This window comes from Mycobacterium sp. NGS64, from assembly GCF_059812245.1.
In genome coordinates this window covers 110,422-135,444 of the sequence record NZ_JCALCI010000007.1, presented here as the reverse complement: position 1 = coordinate 135,444, position 25,023 = coordinate 110,422, and the positions used below count along the sequence as shown (strand labels likewise).

Here is a 25,023-nt window from a genome sequence, read left to right as displayed (position 1 = left end):
CAATGAAGAGCGCGATTCTGCGTCTGCTCGCGGTAAAAACTAGACCGGGATCAGCCCGTGCTTGCGGGCCACGCGGAACCACAACTGCTTGTCGCGCAGCAGGTGCATCGACTTGCGGAGCAGCAACCGGGTCTGGTGCGGGTCGATGACGGCGTCGATGAAGCCCCGCTCGGCGGCGGTCCACGGGATCGCCATGTTGAGGTTGTAGCCCTCGATGAAGTCCTTCTTGATCTGCTGCGCCTCGGGCGTCGTCGGGTCCGGGAACCGCTTCATCAGCAGCTGGGCGGCGCCCTCGGCGCCGATCACCGCGATGCGCGCGGTCGGCCAGGCGAAGTTGAAGTCCGCGGTCAGCTGCCGGGAGCCCATCACGGCGTAGGCGCCGCCGTAGGACTTGCGGATCGTGATCGTCACCTTCGGCACGTCGGCCTCGACGACCGAGTACAGGAACCGGCCGCCGCGCTTGATGATGCCCCGCTTCTCCTCCTCCGCGCCCGGTAGGAAACCCGGCGTGTCCACGACGAAGACCAGCGGGATGTTGAACGCGTCGCAGAACCGGATGAACCGGGCCGCCTTGTCGGAGGCCTCGTTGTCGATGGAACCGGACAGGTGCATCGGCTGGTTCGCGACCACGCCGACCGGGCGCCCGTCGACTCGGGCGTACCCGGTGATGATGGCCGGCCCGTGCTGCGCGGCGACCTCGAGGAAGTCGCCGTCGTCGAAGATCCGCAGCAGGATCTCGTGCATGTCGTAGGCCATGTTGTCGGAGTCCGGCACGATCGAGTCGAGCTCCAAATCGGTCGGCGTGATCTCCGGCTCCAGCCCGGGGTTGACGATCGGCGGTTTGTCGAAGCAGTTGGACGGCAGGAACGACAGGAACTCGCGGACGTACTGGAACGCCTCCGCCTCGGAGTCGACGACCTGGTGGATGTTGCCGTAGCGGGCCTGCGCGTCGGAGCCGCCGAGCTCGTCGAGGGTGACGTCCTCGCCGGTGACCTCCCGGATCACGTCGGGTCCCGTCACGAAGAAGTAGCCCTGGTCGCGCACCGACACGAGCAGGTCGTCCTGGATCGGCGAATACACCGCTCCCCCAGCGCATTTGCCGAAGATGAGGGAGATCTGCGGAACCAGGCCGGACAGCGCCTCGTGGCGCCGGCCCAGTTCCGCGTACCACGCCAATGAGGTGACCGCGTCCTGGATGCGGGCGCCGCCGGAGTCCTGGATGCCGATGATCGGGCACCCGACCATCGCGCACCATTCCATCAGCCGGGCCACCTTGCGGCCGAACATCTCGCCGACCGTGCCCTGGAACACGGTCTGGTCGTGGGAGAACACCCCCACCGGGCGGCCGTCGATCATCGCGTGGCCGGTGACGCACCCGTCGCCGTAGAGCGCGTTCGGGTCGTTGGGCGTCTTGGCCAGCGCCCCGACTTCGAAGAAGGTGCCGGGATCCACCAGCGCGTGCACCCGCGCGCGGGCGCTCGGGATGCCCTTCTTGTCGCGCTTGGCGGCGGCCTTCTCGCCGCCGGGTTCCTTGGCGAGTTCCAGGCGAGCGTGCAGCTCGGCCAACTTCTCCGCAGTGGTGTGCTGAACGGGCGCTGGAGCTGGCACGGTCTCCGTCACTACTTGCCTACCTAACCTGTTCGGACTTGTCCTGCTGCCGTTCGGCATCGATCTTGTTCAGCGCCTGGGTCATGTGCGCGCCGACCTTGGCGATGATCGGCTCGTCGATGGCCTGGATGTGCTCGCCACCGATCGGCACGATCTCGAGGTCGGACACGTACTCGCCCCAGCCGCCGTCCGGCTTGCGGGTGGCGTAGCGCGGCTCGAACATGATCGCGTCGTCATGGTAGCGATCGGCCATGTAGAGCGTGACGTGCCCGTCGTACGGCTGGATCTGTGCGGTGTCGATGGCCCGGTTGTCCAGGTACGACGTCCGCTGGTGCTCGATGATCCCGGCCGGGATCTGCACCCCGCTCTGGCTGACCGCCTCCAGCACGAACTTGATCTGGCCCTCGTCGTCGAGCTGCTCGAGATGCTCGTAGGGGATCTCCGGGATGGTGACGTTGAACGTCTTCTCGGCGAACCGGGCGTAGCGGTCCCAGCGCTTGCGGATCTCCTCCTTGGTCTGCGGAACCTCCTCGCCCGCACGCACCGCGTCGATCAACCCGACCCACTCGACGTCCTTGCCCAGCCGCTTCAGCCCGATCGCACACGCGTAAGCCAGCACACCGCCCAAAGACCAGCCGGCCAGGATGTAGGGCCCGTCGCCCTGCATCTCAATCAGCTTCGGAACGTATTGCGCCGCACGCTCTTCGATCGTGCCCTCGACCCGCTCGAGCCCGTACATCGGGGTGTCCGCCGGCAACCGGTTGAGCAGCGGCTCGTAAACCACCGTCGACCCGCCGGCCGGGTGGAACACGAACACCGGTGTCCTCGTGCTGCCCTCCGGGCGCGCCCGCAGGGTGCGCACGAAACCGTCGACCACCCCGGCCTCCAAGTGCTCGCGCACCTTCTCGGCCAGCGCCTCGATGTTCTCCGACGCCAGCACGTCCTCGGCGGTGATCGGGCCCTCGGCGCGCTCCGAAAGCCGTTGCGCCATCTTGGCGGCGGCGTCGGCGTCCAGCTTGGGCAGCGGGTTGAAGATGCCGCCCGGGGACTTGCCGGTCACGATCGCCCACGTGGCGAACGCGACCCGCTCAGCCGCATCGCGCGGCGGCACGTCGGAGTTGAGCGCCTGGGCGACCGCCTGCTGGTTGAGCGCCTCGGCCGCCCCGGCCAGGTTCGGCTGGCCGCCGTTGGTCCCGTTGGCCGCGGGTCCAGACGGGTTGGTCGGCGGCGGCGGGATCGGAAGGTCCGACGCCGGGGGCGCCTGAGTCTGCGGCTCGGCCTGCGGGTCGGGAGCCGGCGCCACCACCGACGCGGCCGTCGCGCCGCTGAGCAATTCGGCCTGCTCCCTGGCGATTTCCTCGGCCGTCTGCGTCTTTTGGTGTTCGGCCAGCTGCTGCACCTCGTCGCGGTGCTCGACGGCGTACTCGATCAGCTTCTCGACGGCGTAGAGGTTGGCGTCGCGCACCGCGGTCAGCTGGATCGGCGGCAGGTCGAAGTCGTATTCGACGCGGTTCTTGATCCGCACCGCCATCAGCGAATCCAGGCCCAGCTCGATCAGCGGCACCTCCCACGGCAGGTCCTCGGGCTCGTAACCCATGGCCGCGCCGACGATGGCGCCGAGCCGCTCGGCGATGGTCTCGCCGGAATCCGGTGACCATTTGGTGAAACCGGCCGGCATGTACCGGTTGGTCAAGCTGTCGCTGAGCGCCTCCTCCTCAGGACCGTCCACGGGAGCCTCCGCCACGGCCCCGTTGTTCGGAGCCGCGAGCGCCGTACCGGCGCCTACCGCAACCGGCAGCACGGACTCGGCACCGCCCCGCGTCACCAGCGCGTCGTAGACGAGCGTGAACGACTCGTCGATGCGAGCGTGCACCTGAACCGACGCGCCGCCAGGGTGCCGGGTCAGGGTGGTCACCAGCCGGGAGCCCTCCCCCGGCTTGGCGCGCTCTTCGGCGGCGGTCAACTTGGCGTCCGGAAGCACTTCGGCCGCAGCGGCTTTCACCAACGACGCCAGATCCGTCAGGCCCTTGGGCGCGTACTCCCACACGTGGCGGCCGTCCGGCAGCGCGACGTGGTTGCCCGGCATGATGATCGCGCCGCTGCCCGAGGCGACCTGCACGTCGAGCCAGTGCTCCTTGCGCTTGAACCGGGTCGGCGGGATGTTCGCGTAATCCTGCGGCCCCGAGGCCCGGGTGAACAGCGTGCGGGGGTCCAGGTCGTGGCCGTAGACGTAGAGCTGGGCCAGGGTCGAGGTGATCGACTCGACCTCGTCCTGCTTGCGGGCCAGCGTCGGGATCAGCTGGGCGTCGTGCAGCCCGGCGTCCGCCGTGGTCAGGCCGACCTGCATCAGCGCGACGGGGTTGGGCGCCAGTTCGACGAAGGTGGTGTGCCCGCTGTCGACGGCGTTGCGGATTCCGTGGGTGAAGTAGACGGAATGACGCAGCCCCTTCTTCCAGTAGTCCACGTCGTGGATCGGCTCGCTGCCCGGCTTGATGTAGCTGCCCTCGTGCACGGTCGAGTAGATGCCGCACGTCGGGCTCATCGGCTTGATGCCCTGCAGCTCCGCGGCCAGCTCCCCGAGCAGCGGATCCATCTGCTGGGTGTGGCTGGCGCCCTTGGTCTGGAACTTGCGGGCGAACTTGCCCTCGGCCTCCGCGCGGGCGATGATCGCGTCCACCTGGTCGGGCGGTCCGCCGATGACGGTCTGGGTGGGTGCGGCGTAGACGCACACCTCCAGGTCGGGGTAGTCGGAGAACACCGTCTTGATTTCGTCGGCGGAGTATTCCACCAGCGCCATCAGCCGGATGTACTCACCGAACAGCATCGCCTCGCCCTCGCCCATCAGGTGCGAGCGCGAGCAGATGGCCCGGGTGGCGTCGCGCAGCGACAGGCCGCCGGCGAAGTACGCCGACGCCGCCTCGCCCAGCGACTGGCCGACCACGGCGGCGGGCTTGGCGCCGTGGTGCTTGAGCAGCTCGCCCAGCGCGATCTGGATCGCGAAGATGGTCACCTGGGTGGTCTCGATGCCGTAGTCCTGCGAGTCGTCCAGGATCAGCTCGAGCACCGAGTAGCCCAACTCGTCCTGGACCAGCGCGTCGACCTTCTCGATCCACTTGGCGAAGACCTCGTTGCGCAGGTACAGGCTCTTGCCCATCTTGCGGTGCTGCGCGCCGAAACCGGCCAGCACCCACACCGGTCCGTTGCTCACCGGCCCGTCGACGCTGAACACGTTCGGCCGTTGCTTGCCCTCGGCGATCGCGCGCAGGCCCTTGATGGCCTCCTCGTGGTCGTGCGCCAGCACCACCGCGCGCGAGCGGCCGTGGTTGCGACGCGACAGCGACCGGCCGATCGATTCCAGCGACGACGCCTGTCCCTCGGGGCTTTCCATCCAGTCCGCGAGCTCGGCGGCAGCGGCCTTCTTCCGGGAGGTCAGGAACCCCGACACGACGAGCGGGATGACCGGTGGCGGAAGCTCTTGCGCCGCAAGCTCTTCCAGTGCGGCGGCTTTGAGCTCCAGCGCCTCCTCGGTGACCTCCGGCAGGTCGGGCTCTTCCTCCTCGGCCGCGGGGGTGGCGTCGGGGATGATGTTGCCGAAGTCGTCGAACCGCAGCGAGTGCGCCTCGAACGTGGGCGCTTGAGCGGTTTCCGAGGCCGCCTCGGCGGCCGCCTTGGCCTCGGGCTGCGGCTCCGGCTCCTTCTCGATCACGTCGCGGGGCAGGACCTCGCGCACCACCACGTGCGCGTTGGCGCCACCGAAGCCGAAGCTGGACACCCCGGCGAGCGCGTAGCCGCCGTAGCGCGGCCAATCGGTCGCCTTGTCAATCACTTTGAGGCGCATCGCGTCGAAGTCGATGTAGGGGCTGGGGCCGGCGAAGTTCAGCGACGGCGGCAGCTTGTCGTGCTGCAGCGCCAGCACCACCTTGGCCATGCTGGCCGCGCCGGCGGCCGACTCCATGTGCCCCACATTGGTTTTCACCGCGCCCAACAGCGCCGGGCGGTCGGCCGGGCGGCCCCGGCCGACGACGCGGCCCAGCGCCTCGGCCTCGATCGGGTCACCGAGGACGGTGCCGGTGCCGTGGGCCTCGATGTAGTCGACGTTGCGCGGATCGATGCCGGCGTCCTTGTAGGCCCGGCGCAGCACGTCGGCCTGGGCGTCCTGGTTGGGCGCGATCAGGCCGTTGGACCGGCCGTCGTGGTTGACCGCGCTGCCGGCGATCACGGCCAGGATCTGATCGCCGTCGCGGCGGGCGTCGTCGACCCGCTTGAGCACCAGCATGCCAGCGCCCTCCGAGCGGGTGTAGCCGTCGGCATCCGAAGAGAACGACTTGATCCGGCCGTCGGGGGCCAACACCGCGCCGATCTCGTCGAAACCGAGTGTCACCGCGGGCGTGATCAGCGCGTTGACGCCGCCGGCCACCGCCACGTCGGCCTCGCCGTTGCGCAGCGCCTGCACCGCCTGGTGGATCGCCACCAGCGAGCTCGAGCACGCGGTGTCGACCGCGACGGAAGGCCCACGGAAGTCGTAGAAGTAGGACACTCGGTTCGCGATGATCGATGGTGAGTTACCGGTGATCGCGTACGGGTGCGCGGCGGTCGGGTCGGAGATGGCCAAGAAGCCGTAGTCATGGTTGGAGACGCCGACGAAGACGCCGACCGCCTCGCCGCGCAGGCTCGACGCCGGGATGCGCGCGTGCTCGAGCGCCTCCCAGGTCAGCTCCAGCGCCATCCGCTGCTGCGGGTCGATGTTGTCGGCCTCGGTCTTGGCGATCGCGAAGAACTCGGAGTCGAAGCCCTTGATGTCCTTCAGGTAGCCACCCTTGGTGCGGGCCTTGGCGATCCGCTCGGCCAGCCGCGGCTCGTCGAGGAATTCCTCCCAGCGGCCCTCGGGCAAATCGGTGATGGCGTCGCGGCCCTCGATCAGCGCCTGCCAGGTTTCCTCGGGGCTGTTCATGTCGCCGGGCAGCCGGGTCGCCAGGCCCACGACGGCGATGTCGACGCGCTCGGCGGGGCCGTTGCGCGACCAGTCGACGACGTCGTCGTCCGACAGGTCCGGTTCGGGCTCGCCCTCGATGATCCGGGTCGCCAGCGACTCGATGGTCGGATGCTGGAACGCCACCGCGACCGACAGCGTGACACCGGTCATGTCCTCGATGTCGGCGGCCATCGCAACCGCGTCGCGCGACGACAGGCCCAGCTCGACCATCGGCACCGACTCGTCGATCGAATCGGGCGACTGTCCGGTGGCCTTGGCGACGTAGTTGCGCAGCCATTGGCGCATCTCGGGGACGGTTAAGTCGGCCTTCTTGGCGGGCAGATTCTCCTGGGATTCGTCTATGTCAGTCATGATTCCTGGTTCAGTCGTTCGCGCCCGCGAAGGCGGTCGGGGAACCGATGCCGCTGCGCAGGCTTCCGTCGAGGTAGGCGGCGCGGCAGGCGCGGCGCCCGATCTTGCCGCTCGAGGTGCGCGGAATGGTTCCCGCCTGCACCAGCAGCAGGTCGCGCACGGTGACGCCGTGCCGCACGGCGATGGCCGCGCGGATGTCGTCGGCGATGGGCTGGTAGTCGAGCTTGTGCGTGCCGGCGGCGCGCTCGGCGACGATCACGAGCTGCTCGGAGGTGTCCTCGGGGTCGTGCTTGATGCCGGCGTGCGGGTTGTCGAACACGACCTGGGGCAGCTGGTTGGCCGGGACCGAGAAGGCGGCCACGTAGCCGGTGCGCAGCGCGCGGCTGGCTTCCTGCGCCGAGTACTCGAGGTCCTGCGGGTAGTGGTTGCGCCCGTCGATGATGACCAGGTCCTTGATGCGGCCGACGATATAGAGGTGGCCGTCGTGGTAGGTGCCGTAGTCACCGGTGCGCACCCACAGCCCGTCGTCCGCGGCGCCCTCGGCGTGCGACTCGCTGATGCGGGACTTCAGGATGTTGCGGAAGGTGTGCTGGGTTTCCTCTTCCTTGCCCCAGTACCCGGTGCCGAGGTTGTTGCCGTGCAGCCAGATCTCGCCGACATGCCCGTCCGGCAGCTCGCTGGCCGTGTCCGGATCGACGATGACGGCCCACTCGTCGACACCGATGGTGCCGGCGGACACCTGGGGGACCGCGTTCGGCGCGTCGGCGGGGACCTCGACGAAGCGTTGGTTGTTCATCTCGTCGCGGTCGACGTGGATGACCCGGGGCGCCTGGTCCATCGGCGTCGTGGAGACGAACAAAGTCGCCTCGGCCAGGCCATAGGACGGCTTGATCGCCGTCTCCCGCAAGCCGTACGGCGCGAACGCCTCGTAGAACTTGCGCATCGACGCCGGGGACACCGGCTCGCTGCCGTTGAGGATGCCCTTCACATTGCTCAGGTCCAGGGGCGGCTCACCTTCCTTGGGCGCGCCGCGCACCGCGGCGTGCTCGAAGGCGAAGTTCGGCGCGACGGTGAAGACCTCGCACTCCGGGGCGTCGTCGGGCTTGCGCGCCATCTCCCGGATCCACCGGCCCGGCCGCCGTACGAACGCGGCCGGGGTCATGAAGGTGAAACTCTGGCCGAGCACCGGTGACAGCAGCGCGGTGATCAGGCCCATGTCGTGGAAGAAGGGCAGCCAGGACAACCCGCGGTCGCCCTCTTTGCCCTCGAGGCCGTTGAGCACCTGCAGCACGTTGGTCGGCAGGTTGAGGTGGGTGATCTGCACGCCGGTCGGGGTGCGCGTGGAGCCGGAGGTGTATTGCAAGTAGGCGATGGTGTTCTCGTCGGCCACCGGCTCTTCCCAGGTGGCGGCGACCTCGTTCGGCACGGCGTCGACGGCGATGACGCGCGGACGCTCCTTGGCCGAGCGGGCGCGGATGAACTTGCGGACCCCCTCGGCGGCCTCGGTGGTGGTCAGGATCGTCGACGGGGTGCAGTCGTCGAGCACGGCGTGCAGACGGCCGACGTGGCCCGGTTCGCTCGGATCGAACAGCGGCACGGCGATCCTGCAGGCATACAGCGCGCCGAAGAACGCGACCAGGTAGTTGAGGTTCTGGGGGCACAGGATGGCGATGCGGTCACCGGGCTGGGTGACCTGTCGCAGGCGAGCGCCGACGGCCCGGTTGCGGGCGCTGAACTCCGACCACGAGATGTCGCGGTACTCGCCGTCGCGCTCGGTGGAGTAGTCGATGAACCGATAGGCGAGCTTTTCGCCGCGAACCTTCGCCCACTTCTCAACGTGACGAACCAGGTTCGTGTTGTCCGGGAACCTGATCTTTCCATTCACGATGAACGGGTTGTGGTACGCCATGCCGTCTTCTCCTGTCACAACCATCTCGGCCGGCTAAGCCGGCTGTAATGCCTCCGGTGTCGGCTTCGCCGACTTGCGCGTGTCGGCTTCACCGACTGGTCCTCTATACACGAGCCGGCTGTGCACACCACCCGGCTGGGAGCGCCGGTCCGTGCCAGTCCCCGCCAGCTTTGGCCCCGATCGGGACCGCAACCAAGTGCTGATTGCTCTTAATTTTCTCTTAATGTTAAGGGCCGCCCCGCGGCAGACCAAATCACAAGGTACCGCCGATCCCGTCACGGATTCGCCTACGTCGCGGCTGTGTCTAGCGCCCTATTCATCGGGCCAACCCGGCGCGCCCTCGTCCAGCCGACCAGGCGGAGTCACCCATGTTTGGGATGCGGCGCGTTTTCGATCAGCCCGCGGGCCCAATTCAGCGTCCAATCGGTCGCCGGCGCCCCGTCGAGGTTCCAGAACTGGGTCGTGGCGTACAGCGCGTGGACCGGCTGCCCGGCGCCTCCGGCCAGGGTGTTCAACGTGTCCGGCAGCTTGGCGACGCTGAATGCTTCGTTCGGCGCCGCGCAGATGAGGTCGCCCGGGGCGCAGATCTCGTTCGTCTTGCCGTTCAGCGCGCCGAAGCCGCCCGGCCGCGCACCCGTCATGGTCAGGCCGAGCCCGGACAGCACCGGCACCTCGTGCAGCGTGATCTCGGCGCCCTCGCCCGGCGGGTTCGGCCCGATGTCGTTGCCCACCCCGTCCTGGCGACGGCCGTCGGCGATCAACGTCACACCGAGCACCAGGTCGTCGTCGACGGGTCCGCGGCCGTTGCCGATGTCGCTGGCGATGTCGCCGATGATCACCGCGCCCTGGGAGAAGCCCATCAGCACGTAACTGGTCAGCGGGCACTTGTTGTTCATGTCGGTCATCGCCTGAACGGTCGCGCGGGTGCCTTCCGCCCGGCTTTCGTTGTAGGACATCTGCGTGTCGCCGCTCAACGGGTTGTGGAACTGCGCCGTGTAGGGCGTGGTGTACGTCTGCACCCGCGACGACGGGAACTGCTGGGAGATCTCGTTTATGACCTTGTGCAGCAACGCATTCGGGAACTGCGCCGGGTTGAGCGGGTCGTCCTGCGGGGCGGACTCCCAGGTGCCGGGGACGTTGACCAACTGCACGTCGGGGCATGAGGCGTCCTGGGACGCCGGCCGCGGCTTGTGCGGGTGGGTCGACGTGGCGGGCGGCGGCAGGATGCCCGGGGGCACGGCGCTGGGCGGCGATTCGCGGTTGCGCAGCAGCGTGATGACGGCCACCACGACCAGCAACACGACGCCCGCCACGGCGAGCGCGGCAATCCAGGCGAGGATCCGGTGGCGTTTGCGCCGCGCGCTCGTCGTCATGGTCTCCTGCTAGCAGAGTCGGTCGATCGCAGCTCGGTTTCAGGCAAGCGGACATCCCGCCCCCTGCTGCACTTTCCTACACGGTACCGGCGTTTCGCGCGGCACCCTGGGCCTCGGCGTCCTAGCGGATCGCGCCCACGATGTCGCCCGACATGGCGCCCAGCTGACCCGACCACGAGCCCCAGCCGTTGTCGCCGCCGCCGGGGAAGTCGAAGTGGCCGTTGTGCCCGCCGACGCTGCGGTACTGCTGGTAGAACATCCGGCTGTTGCCCATCGCCTCGCCGGCCTGCCCGATCATGGCGGCGGGATCGCTAGCCGCGTCGGTGGTCGGGCTCCAAACCCAGACGCGGGTGTTGTTCTGCGCCAGCAGGGAGGCGTGCACCCACGGGTCGTGCCACTTCCACCGGCCCAGCTGCGGCGCGCCCCACATGCCGTTGCCGTCGACGCCGCCGAATTGCTGCAGGCCGGCCAGGATCGAACCGTTCGTCGTGGTGTTCGACGGGTACAGGAAACCGGACAGCGAACCGGCGAAGCCGAAGCGGTCGGGGTGGAAGCAAGCCAGCGCCATCGCGGCGTAGCCGCCCTGGGAGGCGCCCACGGCGGCGTGCCCGCCGGGTGCCAGGCCCTTGTTGGCGGCCAGCCAGTTGGGCAGCTCGCTGGACAGGAAGGTGTCCCACTGCTTGCTGCCGTCGTTCTCCCAATTCGTGTACATGCTGTAGGCGCCCCCGGCGGGTGCCACCACCGAGATGCCCTTGCCGGCCAGCGTGTTCATCGCGTTGCCGGCGGTGACCCAGTTGCTGACGTCCGGAGCGGCGTCGAAGGGGTCCAGCAGATACACCGCGTGCGGACCGCCGGCCAGGAAGGCCACCGGGATGTCACGGCCCATCGCCGCCGACGGGACCATCAGGCTTTCGTAACCCGCGGCCCTGGCCTTGCCGGCGGTTGCGGTCGTCACCAAGGCGAAGGTCACCGCCAACCCGACGGACAGTGCGGTGACACCAAACATCCGCAGAAGCGCTGACAGACCCCGTACGACCCTCATGTCCACCCTCCATCGTCTAGTCGCTGTGTCTGCACATTAGCCAGGGCGACACGCGGGGCGGTCAGCAGGGTAGTGATATAGGCCACACTCGCCGCGCGCAAACCAACGGCGGCGACCCGATTGGATCGCCGCCGTCGGTCGCGTTGCTCGTTCTTAAGTGCCGGTGCCGGTGCCCTGGTTGCCCGCGGCCGCAGCCGTGGCCGGACCGGCGCCCGGGGTGGCGCCCAGCGTCGACTGCAGGTCACCCTTCATCGCCTGCAGCTGCGCGCCCCAGTAGGGCCAGTCGTGGGTGCCGTTGGCGTCGAAGTTCCACACCGCGTTGTGGCCGCCGGCCTGGTTGTACGCGTCCTGGAACTTCAGGTTGGAAGTCCGCACGAAGCCCTCGAGGAACTTGGCGGGCAGGTTGTCACCACCCAGGTCCGACGGCTTGCCGTTACCGCAGTACACCCAGATGCGGGTGTTGTTCGCGACCAGCTTGCCGACCTGCAGCGACGGGTCGTTGCGCTGCCAGGCGGGGTCCTCCTTGGGGCCCCACATGTCCTTGGTCTTGTAGCCACCCGCGTCGCCCATGGCCAGCCCGATCAGCGACGGACCCATCCCCTGCGACGGGTCCAGCAGCGCCGACAGCGAGCCGGCGTAGACGAACTGGTTCGGGTGGTAGGCGGCCAGGATCAGCGCCGACGATCCGGCCATCGACAGACCGACGGCGGCGTTGTTGGTGGACCGGACCTGCTTGTTGGCCGACAGGTACGCCGGCAGCTCGCTGGTCAGGAAGGTCTCCCACTTGTAGGTGGTGCAGCCGGCCTTACCGCAGGCGGGCGCATACCAGTCGGAGTAGAAGCTGGACTGCCCACCGACCGGCATGACCACGGCGATGCCCGACTGGTTGTACCACTCGAACGCGGGGGTGTTGATGTCCCAGCCGTTGTAGTCGTCCTGCGCGCGCATGCCGTCGAGCAGGTAGAGCGCCGGCGCGTTGGCACCACCGCTTTGGAACTGAACCTTGATGTCGCGGCCCATAGCGGCCGAGGGAACCTGCAGGTACTCCACCGGCAGACCCGGGCGCGAGAACGCCCCGGCGGTCGCCGAGCCCCCCACGGCGCCAATCAGACCCGAGAGCAGGGCCGCGCCAACGGCCCCCACCACGAGTCGTCGTGGCATGCGAGCCACGGCGCCGCGAAACCTGTCGACAAGCGTCATCCTTGCTTCCTCATCCTTTCGGCGCGCCCTTAGTACAGGCGCATCGTCGAATTGGGTCGTACTGCATACGATCTGCGCAGCAGTGCTCGTGTAGTCAACCACACCATCGGCCATCCCCTCTCATCGAGCAGGTCAGGCAAACAGTCATTCGGCCCATTTTTGCAACGAATTTCGGGTCGGACGGTGCAGCCGAGAATCGCGTTTCCGCATGTGCTTGGCCGCGGTCGATCACTGGTGAGAGCACAGATGTGAAGTTGCTGGCAATGTGCCGCACAGTCACCGGCAGCGCCCGTTTCACGATGCGCCGAAAAAAATCCGGATGCGGCGCCTCATTCGCGAGGAGGCGGTGGGATCGCCTGCGGAACCGGCAGCCCACACCTGGCGAGCTCGTAGAGCGGAACGCGATCGATGCGGTACTTGGTGAACTCGAAGCTGTGTACGACGTTGGAAACGAAGCGATGCAAGGTCATTGGGGCTCGCACCGAGCTCAGCATCGCCTTCGTCTCGGGGCACTGCAGCGCCGCGACGGCCTGCGCGACCCAGTTCACGTCCAAATAGCCTGGAATTCCCGGATACAACTTCACCCACGGGCCGTCGGCGATCACCCAGTCGGGGAAGAGGTTCTTGTCGTGCCCGATTCGGCCGTGCTTCAGCCGCTCCGTGTGCTGGGCGAGCGGGTTTGCCAGCCCAATCTGGTCGATCACCCGCACATCAAGCCCGACGTTCATCCCCAGCATGCCCAGGTTGGTGAAAAACACGGCATGCTGCGGTTTTTGCGGCGCCGTGGCGTCCCCGGGCGCGGGCTGCAGCATCGGCACCAGGTCCCACTGGGTGTAGTTGCCCGACGGCAGCAGCAACGCGCCCTCCGGGGTGTTGTCGAGCGCGGTCAGGACGGCGGCCATCCTCGGGTAGTCCAGGTAGTCGGCGGCCGTCAGCGGGTGCGCATGCCCGGTGGCCTGTGCGTAGAAGCGGCGCTCGTCGACGATGCCCGAGTAGGTGACGTGGGTGGCGTCGTCGCCCATCCCGGGTGAGTTTGCTGCCCACAGCGACCAGCCCGCGACGCCCAGCCACAGCGCGCCGGCGGCACCGGCCGCCCAGTAGCCGGTCTCCCGCGAATAGTCCTGCCCGTCGGGCAGGGCAACCGGGACGACGGCCACCGGCGCCAGCAAACAAAATAGCGGCGCCAGCAACACCCTCGCGTGCATGAAATCCCCGCCCTGCCGGATCCAGTAGAGCCCCTGCAGCAGGCCGCTGACGAGGACGAATGCGACGACCGCCGACGGGCTCTGCACCGCCCGCGCCAGGCGCCCGTAATCCGGTGACAGCGCCGGGCGCAGGAACGACGGGCGGCGCCGGGCCACCACCACCAGCACGCCGAGCGGCACCAGCAGCAGCACCGGAACCCACACGGCGTAGGGCGCATTGAAGTTGGCGAGGTAGATCATCCCCTGCGACCACTTGTCGCCGGCCGCGTCCTTGGCCAACGCCGTGCCGGGCACCAGCAGACCGTAGTAGCCCATCCGGAAGATCTCGTAGGCGACCGGCAGAAATCCGCCGGCCACCACGACCAGCGCCCGGCGCCGCCAGGTGCGCGCGGCGATGAGCATCATGATCAGCGCCAGCCCGCCCATCAGCGCCAGCTCGGGTCGGACGAGAACGCTGAACCCGGCGACGAAGGCCAGCGCACCGACGAAGACCGGGCCACCCGGACGCCCGCGCACCGGCTGCGCCCAGCACACCATCATCCACCACAGCAACCCCAGGTAGGCCAGCGCCAGGCCGCTCTCCAGGCCCGATGTGGCAAAGTCGCGGGCGGGCGGCAGCGCGATGTAGACCAGCGCGCCGGCGGGCAGCATGATCGCCCTGCGGCCCCGCAGGCTGGGCGCGTACAACCGGCCGGCGCCGAGCATCAAAAAAGCCACGCCCAGCACCGAAAGCGTCAGGGCCAGCGCCAAAGCCACGTACTCCATGCGCATCGGGCCGCCGACCCAGCTGCCCAGATACATCAGATAGGTCCACGCGGTGGAGGTGTTCGCCTCGACCCGTTCGCCCTGGTTGAACACTGGGCCGTTGCCGGCCAGCAAATTGCGCACCGTGCGCAGCACGATGAGCCCGTCGTCGGCGATCCAGCGCCGCTCCCACGCGCCCCACCCGAACAGGACCGCGACCACCGCCACGCTGATCCACAGGCTGACCCGCACCGCGGTGACGTAGGGGAAGAGCGGCCGGCCGGGCCGCCTGATCACCGGCCGGCGCAGCACCCCCACCCTCAGCGCCTTCAGGCCGTTCAGATGGGGGCTAGCCGAAGGCAACGGCGGCCCCAACTGTTGCGATCCACGCCAGCGCCAACAGCTGCAGCACCCGGTCGCGCAACGCAATGTCTTCGGGCTCCCCGGCCAGCCCGCCGTCGACGTCGACCGCGTAGCGCAGGATCGCGATGGTGAACGGGACCATGGACACCACGAACCAGCCCGCCTCGCCGTGTTCGCGCTCGAATGCCCACAGCCCGTAGCACAGCACCACCGCGGTGGCCGACATCGTCCAGACGAAGCGCAGGTAGGTGCTGGTGTAGCTCTCCAGCGCCTTGCGGATCGCCGCGCCGGTGCGTTCGGCCAGTTGCAGTTCGGCGTAGCGCTTGCCGGCCACCATGAACAGCGACGCGAATGCCGCCATGAGCAAAAACCACTGAGACAGCCGGGTGTCGGTGGCCGCGCCCCCGGCGATGGCCCGCAGCAGGTACGCCGACGACACGATGCAGATGTCCATCACCGCCTGGTGCTTGAGGCCGAAGCAGTAGCCCAGCTGCATGGCGATGTAGACCGCCATCACCACCGCCAGGTTCGGCGTCAGCCACCACGCCAGGCCGAGCGACGCCACCCCGAGCACCACCGCGAGGGCGTAGGCCAGCCATTCCGGCACCACGCCGGCGGCGATCGGGCGGAACCGTTTGGTGGGGTGTTCGCGGTCGGCCTCGACGTCGCGGACGTCGTTGATCAGGTACACCGCGGAGGCCGCCAGGCTGAACACCGCGAAGGCCACCGCAACCTGAATTCCGAGCTGGCCGTAGTCATATCGGTGGCCCCGTCCCGCCGCGCTCAGCGGCGCGGCCAGGACGAGGACGTTCTTCACCCATTGGCGCGGGCGGATCGCCTTGACCACCCCGACGATCAGGTTCGCCGGAGGCCCGACCACCACGTCTTCGCTCATTCGGTGCACCTCTTTCGGCACCACTGGTCGCTCCGGTCGGCGACTCCCGCGACGGCGGCACCGAGGGCGATGCCGAAGGCTACGTCGCTGGGATAGTGCACGCCCAGCAGTATCCGCGACAGCGCCATCGGAGGGACGAGCAACACGGGTAAGGGGAGCCCGGTTGCGCGACTCATCAGGATGGCCGCGGCGGTGGTGGAGGTGGCGTGCGCGGAGGGGAAGCTCAGTTGGCTCGGCGTGCCGACGTTCACCGCGACCGACGGGTGGTGGGGCCGCTTGCGCCGCACCACGCGCTTGACCAGCACGGCGGCGGCGTGCGCGACGAACGCGCCGGCCCCGGCCACCAGCCACTCGCGGCGTCGGCTCGGCATCAGCACCGCACCGAGCAGCGCCACCACCAGCCAGCCGATGCTGTGCTCGCCAAAGTGGGACAGCCCTCGCGCCGCGCCCAGCATTCCGGGCCTATCGGCCAGCGCCGACTGGACGGCCACCAGCGCGGCCACCTCACCGCGCGGGGCCGCCGATTCAACCATGTTTTGACTCGCCGGCCGGCAACAACGCCGTCTCCCACTTCTGCTTGCTGGACAGCACGGGCAGCGCCTCCCGGTAGACCCGGCGCATCTCGTCGAACCGGCCCAGCAACTTACGCTGGCGGCGTAGCGATTTCAGCAACAGCGACATCATCTTTCGCCGGTCGCGCTGTCGGTAGACCACGCCGCACCCGTCGGCGGTCGTGACCGTCACGCCGTCGACCGTGCAGAGCCGGAACCAGCGCGCATCCTGGGTCGGCACGTTGTACTCCGGACGCGTGTGGGCTTCCGGGTCGGCCGCTGTCATGTTGTGCAATATCCCGCGCGCCAGCCGGTAACCGATGGAAACGGGGTTCACCGGCGGCTTCATCGCCTTGGTCTTGTTCTGCGGCGGTGGCAGCTCGCTCGCGGCCGGCAGCACGACGGCGTCCGGGTACTCCTTGCGGATGCGGTGCACTTCCGGCAGCGCCGATTCCAGGATCGAGAAGATGTGCTCGGGACCGGCCAGAAAGTCGTCGATCGCCCTGTTCTGGATCGCGACCGTCGAGTATTCAAGGCAGGCAAGGTGTTTCAGTGTCGCCTTAAGGTGGCTGCGGACCAATCCGGTGATATCGCCGTCCCAGTGCAGCGCCGCGACCACCAACCGGTTGCGCAAGTGGAAGTAGGCCTGCCAGTCGATGGCGTCGTCCTTGTCGCTCCAGGCCATATGCCAGATCGCGGCCCCGGGCAAGGTGACCGTCGGATAGCCGTGCTCGCCGGCGCGCAGGCCGTATTCGGCGTCGTCCCATTTGATGAACAACGGCACCGGCTGGCCGATCTCCTCGGCGACCTGCCGCGGGATCATGCACGTCCACCAGCCGTTGAAGTCGACGTCGATGCGCCGGTGCAGCAGCGCGCTCCGATCGTTGTTGTCGTTCAAGGGGAATTTCGCGAAGTCGTGGTCGTACTCGGCGTGCGGCGCGGCGGTCCACATGAAGTTCGACTGGTTGACCACCTCGCCCATGATGTGCAGGTGCGACGGCTCCTGCAGGTTGAGCATCTGACCGCCGATCAGCATCGGCGTCTTGGCGAAGCGGTTCAGCGCCAGCACCCGCAGGATGGTGTCCGGCTCGATGCGAATGTCGTCGTCCATGAACAGGATCTGTTGGCAATCCGTGTTTTTCAGCGCCTCGTACATCACCCGGCTGTATCCGCCGGAACCGCCGAGGTTCGGCTGGTCGTGGATCGACAGCCGGTCGCCCAGGCCGGCGGCTGCGGCCGGAAAGTCCGGGTGGTCGCGCACCTTGCGGACGCCCTGGTCCGGCACGATTACCGCCCCAATCACCTTGTCCACCAACGGATCTGCGGTGAGGTCGGCCAGTGCGTTGACACAGTCGGCGGGACGGTTGAAGGTGGGGATACCGACGGCGACGTTGGCGGTGCCCGGAGCGGGCTCGGTGGCGTACCACCCACCGCTGAGCAGGCTGACCGCGGTGTCGGTGGTGATGTCGAACCAGATCCAGCCGCCGTCCTCGAACGGCCGCAGCGGCACCTCGATCTCGACGACCGCCGGCTGATCGTCGGTGCCGACGAACTGGCGGCCCTCCACCGAAATCCGGACCCCGGTGGCCTTGGTCCGGTACATGTCGACGCGCCCGGTTCCGGTCAGCTCGACCCGCAACACCACCGACGTGCAGATCGACCAGCGCCGCCAGTAGCTGGCCGGGAACGCGTTGAAGTACGTCGCGAACGACACCTCCGACTCGGCGCCGATCTGTAGCGAGGTGCGCGATGTCGCGTGCGCGCGCCGCGCGTTGGTGGTCGACTCCTCGAGGTAAAGCTTGCGCACGTCGAGCGGTTCGCCCGGACGCGGCAGGATGATTCGGGACAGCAGACTGACCGCGCTCACGCGTTCGCCCCCTCGTCTTGCATGAGTGGTGCGCCGTCACGCAGGTGCGGCGCAAGGATGTTGTCGTACATGCTCAGCGCGCTGGCGATGGCCATGTGCATGTCCAGGTATTGGTAGGTGCCCAGCCGGCCGCCGAACAGGACCTTCGACGACGCCGTCTCGGCCCTCGCCCGTTCTCGATAGGCAGCCAACAGGGCGCGGTCGGCCTCGGTGTTGATCGGGTAGTAGGGCTCGTCATCGTCTTCGGCGAAGCGGGAGTACTCGCGCATGATCACCGTCTTGTCGGTCGGGTAGTCACGCTCGAGGTGGAAGTGACGGAACTCGTGGATGCGGGTGTAGGGCACGTCGAGGTCGTTGTAGTTCATCACCGGAGTCCCCTGGAAATCCCCGATCGGCAGCACTTCCACCTCGAAGTCCAGTGTGCGCCAGCCCAGGCGGCCCTCGGCGTAGTCGAAGTAGCGGTCCAGCGGCCCCGTGTACACGACGGGGGCGTCCGGTGACTCCGCGCGCAGTTCGTCGCGCACGTCGAACCAGTCGGTGTTCAGCCTGACCTCGATGCGGTCGTCGTCGGCCATCCGCTGCAGCCACGCCGTGTAGCCGTCGACCGGCAGTCCCTCGTAGGTGTCGCTGAAGTATCGGTTGTCGAACGTGTAGCGCACCGGCAGCCGATTGATGACGGCGGCGGGCAGCGTGGCGGGGTCGGTCTGCCACTGCTTGGCCGTGTAGCCCTTGACGAACGCCTCGTAAAGGGGCCGGCCTATCAGCGAGATCGCCTTCTCTTCCAGGTTTTGCGCGTCCGCGGTGTTGATCTCGGCGGCCTGCTCGGCGATCAGCTGCCGTGCCTCGTCCGGGGTGAAGTACCGGCCGAAGAACTGCGACACCAGGCCCAGCCCCATCGGGAACTGGTAGGCCTGCCCGTTGTGCATCGCGAAGACGCGGTGACGGTAGTCGGTGAAGTCGGTGAACTGGCGCACGTAATCCCAGACCCTCTTATTAGAGGTGTGGAACAGGTGTGCGCCGTACTTGTGCACCTCGATGCCGGTCTGGGGCTCGGCCTCGGAGTACGCATTGCCGCCCAGATGCGGGCGCCGGTCGAGGACGAGCACGCGCTTCCCGAGCTGGGTAGCCGCGCGCTCGGCAATGGTCAGGCCGAAGAATCCGGAGCCGACGACGAGGAGGTCGAAACGAGCTGTCATCGGTTGCTTAGGGTATCCGACCGCGCGGGTCTAACCCATTTGGCGAGGCCACGATGCCGGGGTTGGTCGCGGTAACGACTGCTTGGGCATGGTCGGAATCCGCGGTCACAGTCGGACTCTCAATTACCTCACGATTCAATATCAGCACTCTAGTCACAGCAATCCCACTCGTACCATCGACTCTGTGTGCTTCACGCCGGACACCACGGGCAGGGCACGCCGACACAACAAGCAGTTCAAATAGTTGTCCAGATACGAGGAGACTTCCGTGCCGAATCGACGCCGACGCAAGGTTTCGACAGCCATGAGCGCGGTCGCCGCTGTGGCAGTGGCGAGTCCTTGCGCATACTTCCTGGTCTACGAATCGACCGCCGGCAGCAAGCCGGCCGAGCACCACGAGTTCAAGCAGGCTGCGGTGATGTCCGACCTGCCCGGCGAGCTGATGGGCGCGCTGTCGCAGGGCCTGTCGCAGTTCGGCATCAACCTGCCGCCGGTGCCCGCCCTCAGCGGAACCGGTGCCGCCACACCGGGTCTGACCAGTCCGGGCCTCACCAGCCCAGGTTTGACGAGCCCGGGGCTGACCAGCCCAGGCTTGACGAGCCCCGCGCTGACCAGTCCGGGGCTGACCAGCCCGGGCTTGACGAGCCCAGGCTTGACGAGCCCCGCTCTGGCGAACCCGGGCCTGCCGCCCACGACGCCGGGCACACCCGGGGTCGCCACGCCGGGTGCGGTGCCGACGACGCCGGCCGCGGGGCTCAACCCCGCGCTGGCCAACCCCGGGCTGACCAGCCCGGCCGGGGTCACACCCGGGCTGGCCAGCCCCACGCTCTCGCCCAGCGAGGTGCCGATCGACTCGACGACCGGGCTGGACCCGGGCGCCGGCGGCACGTACCCCATCCTCGGTGACCCGTCGACGCTGGGCGGCGCTTCGCCGATCGCGTCCGGTGGCACCGGCGGGACGGGCGGCACCTCTGGTGGCGGCGGGCTGATGAACGACCTGATGCAGGCCGCCAACCAGTTGGGCGCCAACCAGGCGATCGACCTGCTCAAGGGCCTGGTGATGCCGGCCATCACGCAAGGTATCCAGCAGAGCGCCGCGGGCGCCGCGCCGGGTGCCGCGTTGCCGGCCGCCGCGGGTGCGCTGCCGGGTGCGGCCAAGGCCCTGCCGGGCGCCGCCGCTGCCCTGCCGGGCGCCGCGGGTGCCCTGCCGGGCGCTGCGGGTGCCCTGCCGGGTGCCGCGGGTGCCCTGCCGGGCGCTGCCGCCGGTGCGCTGCCGGCCGCGGCGGGAGCCGCGGGTGCCCTGCCGGGCGCTGCCGGAGCGCTGCCGGGTGCCGCGGGCGCCCTGCCGGGCGCTGCCGCCGGTGCGCTGCCGGCCGCCGCGGGTGCGCTACCGGCCGCGACCGGTGCCACCGGCGCTTTGACCGGCGCCGCCGCGCCGGTTCTGCCCCACTAGGACCGCGAGGAACCTGCCCCCTGACGGCACCGCAGAGCCCGCCCTCTGCGGTGCCGTCGAACACGTTTTCGTGGCCTTTTAGCGCCGTACATCGTGTCGCCTCATAAATAACATCTGAAACACAAGTAACATCAGCTGGTGTCCCGGAGTCGCGCGCCGACGATGTTGCTTACCGCCATCGCGGCGACGGTCGTCATCGTCTCCTGGGTCGGCGACGCGACGCGCGACCGGGATGCCCCGAAACCACCGCGACCGGCCGAGACTCAATTGGCCGAGCAGCCGCTGATCGGGCTCGGGGGCGGAGTCACGGTTCGCGAAGTCAGCCAGGACACCCCGTTTTCCTTGGTGGCGCTCACCGGGGACCTAGCCGGCACATCCACCCGGGTGCGCGCCAAGCGCCCCGACGGCTCCTGGGGCCCCTGGTACCGGACCGAATACGAGACCGCGGCCCCCGACGCCGGACCCGCGAGCGCCGGAGCCACCGAGGGCCCGCGCAGCACCGATCCGGTGTTCGTCGGCACCACGACGACGGTCCAGATCGCGGTCACGCGACCGATCGATGCGCCGACGACCCAACCGCCCCCGGCCCCGGCCAACGACACAGGCCTCGGATACAAGCCGGCTTCCAGGGAACAGCCCTACGCGGAGAACATCTCAGCGATCCTCATCTCCCCGCCGCAAGCGCCGGCCAGAACCCAGTGGACGCCGCCGTCGGGGGTCATGATGCCCGGCCAGCCGCCCGCCATCATCAGCCGGGCGGAGTGGGGCGCCGACGAGTCGCTGCGATGCGGTAGTCCCCAGTACGACAACGGGATTCGCGCCGCCGTCATCCATCACACCGCGGGCAGCAACGACTACTCCCCGCTGGAATCGGCCGGGATCGTCAAGGCGATCTACACCTACCACAGCAAGACCCTGGGCTGGTGCGACATCGCCTACAACGCGCTGGTCGACAAGTACGGTCAGGTGTTCGAGGGCAGCGCCGGGGGCCTGACCAAGGCCGTGGAGGCCTTCCACACCGGCGGCTTCAACCGCAACACCTGGGGTGTGGCGATGATCGGCAACTTCGATGACGTGCCGCCGAGCCCCATCCAGCTGCGGACCGTGGGCCGGTTGCTCGGCTGGCGGCTGGGCATGGACGGCGTCGACCCCAAGGGCACGGTGGCCCTGGAGTCGGCCGGTAGCCACTACACCACCTTCCCGGCCGGCGCGATCGCGAACCTGCCGACCATTTTCACCCACCGCGACGTCGGCAACACCGACTGCCCCGGCAACGCGGCCTACGCGCTGATGGACGAGATCCGCGACATCGCATCGCATTTCAACGATCCTCCGGAGGAGTTGATCAAGGCGCTGCAGGGCGGCGCCATCTACGAGCACTGGCTCGCGATCGGCGGCATGAACAGCGTCCTAGGCGCACCCACCTCGCCGGAAGACGACGCCGAAGGCGGCCGCTTCGCGACCTTCGCCAGGGGCGCGATGTACTGGTCGCCCGAGACCGGCGCGCAGCCGGTGACCGGCGCCATCTATGACGCCTGGGCCTCGCTCAGCTACGAGCGCGGTCCGCTCGGGTTGCCCACCAGCGCGGAAATCCAAGAGCCGCTGCGCATTACGCAGAATTTCCAGCACGGGGTGCTGAACTACGACCGGCTCACCGGAAACGTCACCGAGGTCGTCGACGGCATCACGACGCCGCTGCAATCGCCGAGCGGTCCCGAGGTGCCCTACGAACACTTCTCGCTGCCGGCGCACCCCACCGCCACCTAGCTGGGGGCAGCCCGCGCTTATTTCGGGGCGAATGGTTCGTTTCGGACCGGATGTGCGCTAGGTCACATACGCTCGAGCTTGCAGCACCAATCGCGGGGTCGGGGATGGACTCGAGGGGAGACGGCCGTGTCGTTCGTGGTCACAGCGCCGGAAGTAGTGACGACCGCCGCCGAGAATCTGGCGGGTATTCGCTCCAGCCTGGACGAGGCCACTGCCGCGGCGGCGGGCCCCACCACCGGGATCGCGGCCGCGGCCGCCGACGAGGTGTCCGCGGCGATCTCACAGGTGTTCGGCACCTATGGCCGCGAATTCCACGCCGCCGCGGCGCAGGCGGCGGCTTTTCAGGACGAGTTCGTGAGCCTCTTGAACGGTAGCGCGGCGGCGTACGCGGGCACCGAGATCGCCAACGTCGAGCAAGGCCTGCTGAGCACGGTGAACGCCCCCGCCCAGGCGCTCGGCGGCGCGGCCGCCACCTTGGGTCCGGGCGGTGCGTACGGGCAGCTGATCGCGACGACTTCGGCGAACCTGCAGGCTGTCTACGGCACCTGGGCCGCCGACCCGTTCCCGTTCCTGCGCCAGGTCATCGCCAACCAGATGGGTTACTGGCAGCAGGTCGCGACGGCGCTCACCTACACCATCCAGAACTTCCCGACCGTGCTGGCGAACCTGCCGGCGACCATCCAGGCCGCAATCCAGCAACTTCTGGCGTTCAACCCGGTCACGGCCCTGCAGGGGTTCGTCACGACACAGATCGGCTTCGCCCAGGAGTTCGTGACCAACCTCTACGCCGCGACGACCGGCATTATCGCCGGCCTGCCGGCTTTCGGCGCGCAGCTCCAGGTGGCCTGGCAGGCCGTCCTGGCCGGCAATTACTTCGGCGCGGTGCAGGACGTGGCGCAGGCCTTTGCCAATCTGCTGGTGACGGGGACCGACCCGGGCACCCCGGTGATCACCATTACGGGCGGAAGCATCTTCCCGCCAGCCCTTCCCACGGTGAGTGCCGTAGTCACTCCGACCCTGGTCGGCCCGCTGGGAAATCTGTTCACGCTCGCCAACGTTCCCGGGCAGGAGGCGCAGTACTTCACCAACCTGATGCCGCCCTCGATCCCCAAGCAGATGTCGCAGAACTTCACCAACGTGCTCAATGTGCTTACGATTCCCAGCATTTCGGCGACCGCCACCTTACCGCTGGCCAACCCCACAACCGGTTCGCTGAGCGCATTCTTCGGGTTGCCGCTGGTGATCACCTATTCCGCGGCGGGTGCGCCGCTCGCCGGGCTCACGGGACTCGCGACCAGCGCGACGGCGGTTCAGACGGCCCTGTTGGCCGGTGACCCGGTGGGAGCCCTCGGTGCGCTGGTAAACGCCCCGGCCGTGGTGGCCAACGGCTTCCTGAATGGCGAAACCATCGTGGACATGACGATCCCCGTGCCGATAAGCGTCACAGTGCCGATCATTGGCCCCGTCAGCACCACCCTGCCGATCACTCTGCACCTGCCCTTCGACGGCATTCTCGTTCCGCCCCATCCGATTACCGCCACGGTAGATTTCAGCGGGTTCCCTGGTGGTGTGCCCCTACTCGTGACCATCTTCGGCACGCCGTTCATGGGACTCGTCCCGCTGATGGTCAACTACCTGCCGCAACAACTCGCGGCGGCAATCACGCCCGCGGGCTAAAGCCACCAGCGTTCCAGCACGCGTCCCACGCCGTCGTCACTGTTGGGCGTGGTGACCTCGTCGGCGGCGGCCAGCACGTCGGGATGTGCGTTGCCCATTGCCACACCGTGGCCCGCCCACAGCAGCATCGGGATGTCGTTGGGCATGTCGCCGAACGCCACCACCTCGTCGCTGGTGATCCCCTGTGGCTTGGCGACCTCTTCCACACCGCTGGCCTTGCTGATCCCCAGCGGCACGATCTCGACCAGGCCGTTGTTCGTCGAGTAGGTGATATCACCTTCGATGCCAACATGTTTGGCGAGTTCGGCGGCCATGTCCGAACTGCGGGCACCGGCTTTGCGGATCAGCAGCTTGATCGCCGGGGCGCTCAGCAGATCTGCGATCGACACCTCGGTATTGTCCGGGTTCAGCCACGCGTGCTCGTAGCCCGGCGAGCTGATGAACTGGGGCGTCGCCGTGTCGTGGGCGCGTTCGCCGATCCGCTCGACGGCCAGCCCCGCGCCCGGGATCACGCGCGTCGCGAGCTCCGCCAACTCGGCCAGGGTGTCGACGGCAAGCGTTCGCGACGACAGCACGCGGTCGGTCGCGGGGTCGTACAGAACGGCGCCGTTGGCGCACACCGCGATTGGCGCGAAACCGAGCGCCTCCACCACTGGCCGTATCCAGCGCGGCGGCCGGCCGGTCGCCACCACGAACTGCGCCCCGGCGTCGACGGCGGCACGCACCGCGTCACGGGTGCGCGGGGAGATCGTCTCGTTTTCGTCGAACAAGGTGCCGTCGACGTCGCAGGCGATCAGCGCCGGCAAGGTCATTGAGCGAATCCGCCTTC

General features: G+C 68.4%; 14 protein-coding genes and 1 pseudogene. 3 read left to right on the top strand and 12 right to left on the bottom strand.

The window, feature by feature from the left end; genetic code table 11:
* Positions 1 to 39: 39 nt before the first annotated feature.
* The 11 genes from AC5Y4S_RS25025 to glf form a co-directional block, all read right to left on the bottom strand.
* Positions 40 to 1,668, bottom strand: a complete 1,629-nt coding sequence (locus AC5Y4S_RS25025) for an acyl-CoA carboxylase subunit beta (protein WP_500035273.1) — start codon at positions 1,666 to 1,668, stop codon at positions 40 to 42.
* A complete protein-coding gene (gene pks13, locus AC5Y4S_RS25020; RefSeq protein ID WP_500035272.1) occupies positions 1,628 to 6,952 on the bottom strand; it encodes a polyketide synthase Pks13 in 5,325 nt (1,774 codons plus the stop codon). Before pks13 ends, AC5Y4S_RS25025 begins: the two co-directional genes overlap by 41 nt.
* A 10-nt stretch (positions 6,953 to 6,962) precedes the next feature.
* Positions 6,963 to 8,861 (bottom strand): long-chain-fatty-acid--AMP ligase FadD32, encoded by a 1,899-nt coding sequence (gene fadD32, locus AC5Y4S_RS25015; protein WP_500035271.1) that lies wholly within the window; start codon positions 8,859 to 8,861, stop codon positions 6,963 to 6,965.
* Positions 8,862 to 9,223: 362 nt separating this feature from the next.
* Positions 9,224 to 10,234 carry a carboxylesterase Culp6 gene (culp6, locus tag AC5Y4S_RS25010; protein WP_500035270.1) on the bottom strand — a complete coding sequence of 337 codons (1,011 nt, stop codon included), beginning with the start codon at positions 10,232 to 10,234 and terminating at the stop codon, positions 9,224 to 9,226.
* A 121-nt stretch (positions 10,235 to 10,355) separates the two neighbouring features.
* Positions 10,356 to 11,276 carry an esterase family protein gene (locus AC5Y4S_RS25005; RefSeq protein WP_068103432.1) on the bottom strand — a complete coding sequence of 307 codons (921 nt, stop codon included), beginning with the start codon at positions 11,274 to 11,276 and terminating at the stop codon, positions 10,356 to 10,358.
* Between the two features lie 153 nt (positions 11,277 to 11,429).
* Entirely contained in the window at positions 11,430 to 12,476 is a 1,047-nt protein-coding gene (locus AC5Y4S_RS25000) for an esterase family protein (RefSeq protein ID WP_068103430.1), read from the bottom strand.
* 329 nt (positions 12,477 to 12,805) lie between these two features.
* Complete coding sequence (aftB, locus tag AC5Y4S_RS24995; RefSeq protein ID WP_500035269.1) at positions 12,806 to 14,788, bottom strand: terminal beta-(1->2)-arabinofuranosyltransferase; 1,983 nt, start codon at positions 14,786 to 14,788, stop codon at positions 12,806 to 12,808.
* On the bottom strand, positions 14,775 to 15,683 hold the full coding sequence (locus AC5Y4S_RS24990; protein WP_068103426.1) for a decaprenyl-phosphate phosphoribosyltransferase: 909 nt from the start codon (positions 15,681 to 15,683) through the stop codon (positions 14,775 to 14,777). Before AC5Y4S_RS24990 ends, aftB begins: the two co-directional genes overlap by 14 nt.
* Positions 15,680 to 16,216 (bottom strand): phosphatase PAP2 family protein, encoded by a 537-nt coding sequence (locus tag AC5Y4S_RS24985; RefSeq protein WP_500035268.1) that lies wholly within the window; start codon positions 16,214 to 16,216, stop codon positions 15,680 to 15,682. Before AC5Y4S_RS24985 ends, AC5Y4S_RS24990 begins: the two co-directional genes overlap by 4 nt.
* Complete coding sequence (locus AC5Y4S_RS24980) at positions 16,209 to 18,101, bottom strand: glycosyltransferase (protein WP_500035267.1); 1,893 nt, start codon at positions 18,099 to 18,101, stop codon at positions 16,209 to 16,211. Before AC5Y4S_RS24980 ends, AC5Y4S_RS24985 begins: the two co-directional genes overlap by 8 nt.
* On the bottom strand, positions 18,098 to 19,297 hold the full coding sequence (gene glf / locus AC5Y4S_RS24975) for a UDP-galactopyranose mutase (protein WP_500035266.1): 1,200 nt from the start codon (positions 19,295 to 19,297) through the stop codon (positions 18,098 to 18,100). Before glf ends, AC5Y4S_RS24980 begins: the two co-directional genes overlap by 4 nt.
* Positions 19,298 to 19,565: 268 nt before the next feature.
* Here glf and AC5Y4S_RS24970 point away from each other — a divergent pair.
* The 3 genes and pseudogenes from AC5Y4S_RS24970 to AC5Y4S_RS24960 all read left to right on the top strand — a co-directional run.
* Positions 19,566 to 20,486: pseudogene (locus tag AC5Y4S_RS24970) on the top strand (PirG); the annotation flags it as partial.
* Positions 20,487 to 20,885: 399 nt separating this feature from the next.
* On the top strand, positions 20,886 to 22,517 hold the full coding sequence (locus AC5Y4S_RS24965) for an N-acetylmuramoyl-L-alanine amidase (RefSeq protein ID WP_500035278.1): 1,632 nt from the start codon (positions 20,886 to 20,888) through the stop codon (positions 22,515 to 22,517).
* A 126-nt stretch (positions 22,518 to 22,643) separates the two neighbouring features.
* On the top strand, positions 22,644 to 24,194 hold the full coding sequence (locus AC5Y4S_RS24960) for a PE family protein (RefSeq protein WP_500035265.1): 1,551 nt from the start codon (positions 22,644 to 22,646) through the stop codon (positions 24,192 to 24,194).
* On the opposite strand, the gene AC5Y4S_RS24955 is transcribed toward AC5Y4S_RS24960, so the two are convergent.
* Positions 24,191 to 25,006, bottom strand: coding sequence for an HAD family hydrolase (locus AC5Y4S_RS24955; protein WP_500035264.1), 816 nt, complete (start codon positions 25,004 to 25,006; stop codon positions 24,191 to 24,193). The genes AC5Y4S_RS24960 and AC5Y4S_RS24955 overlap by 4 nt on opposite strands.
* Positions 25,007 to 25,023: the final 17 nt, after the last annotated feature.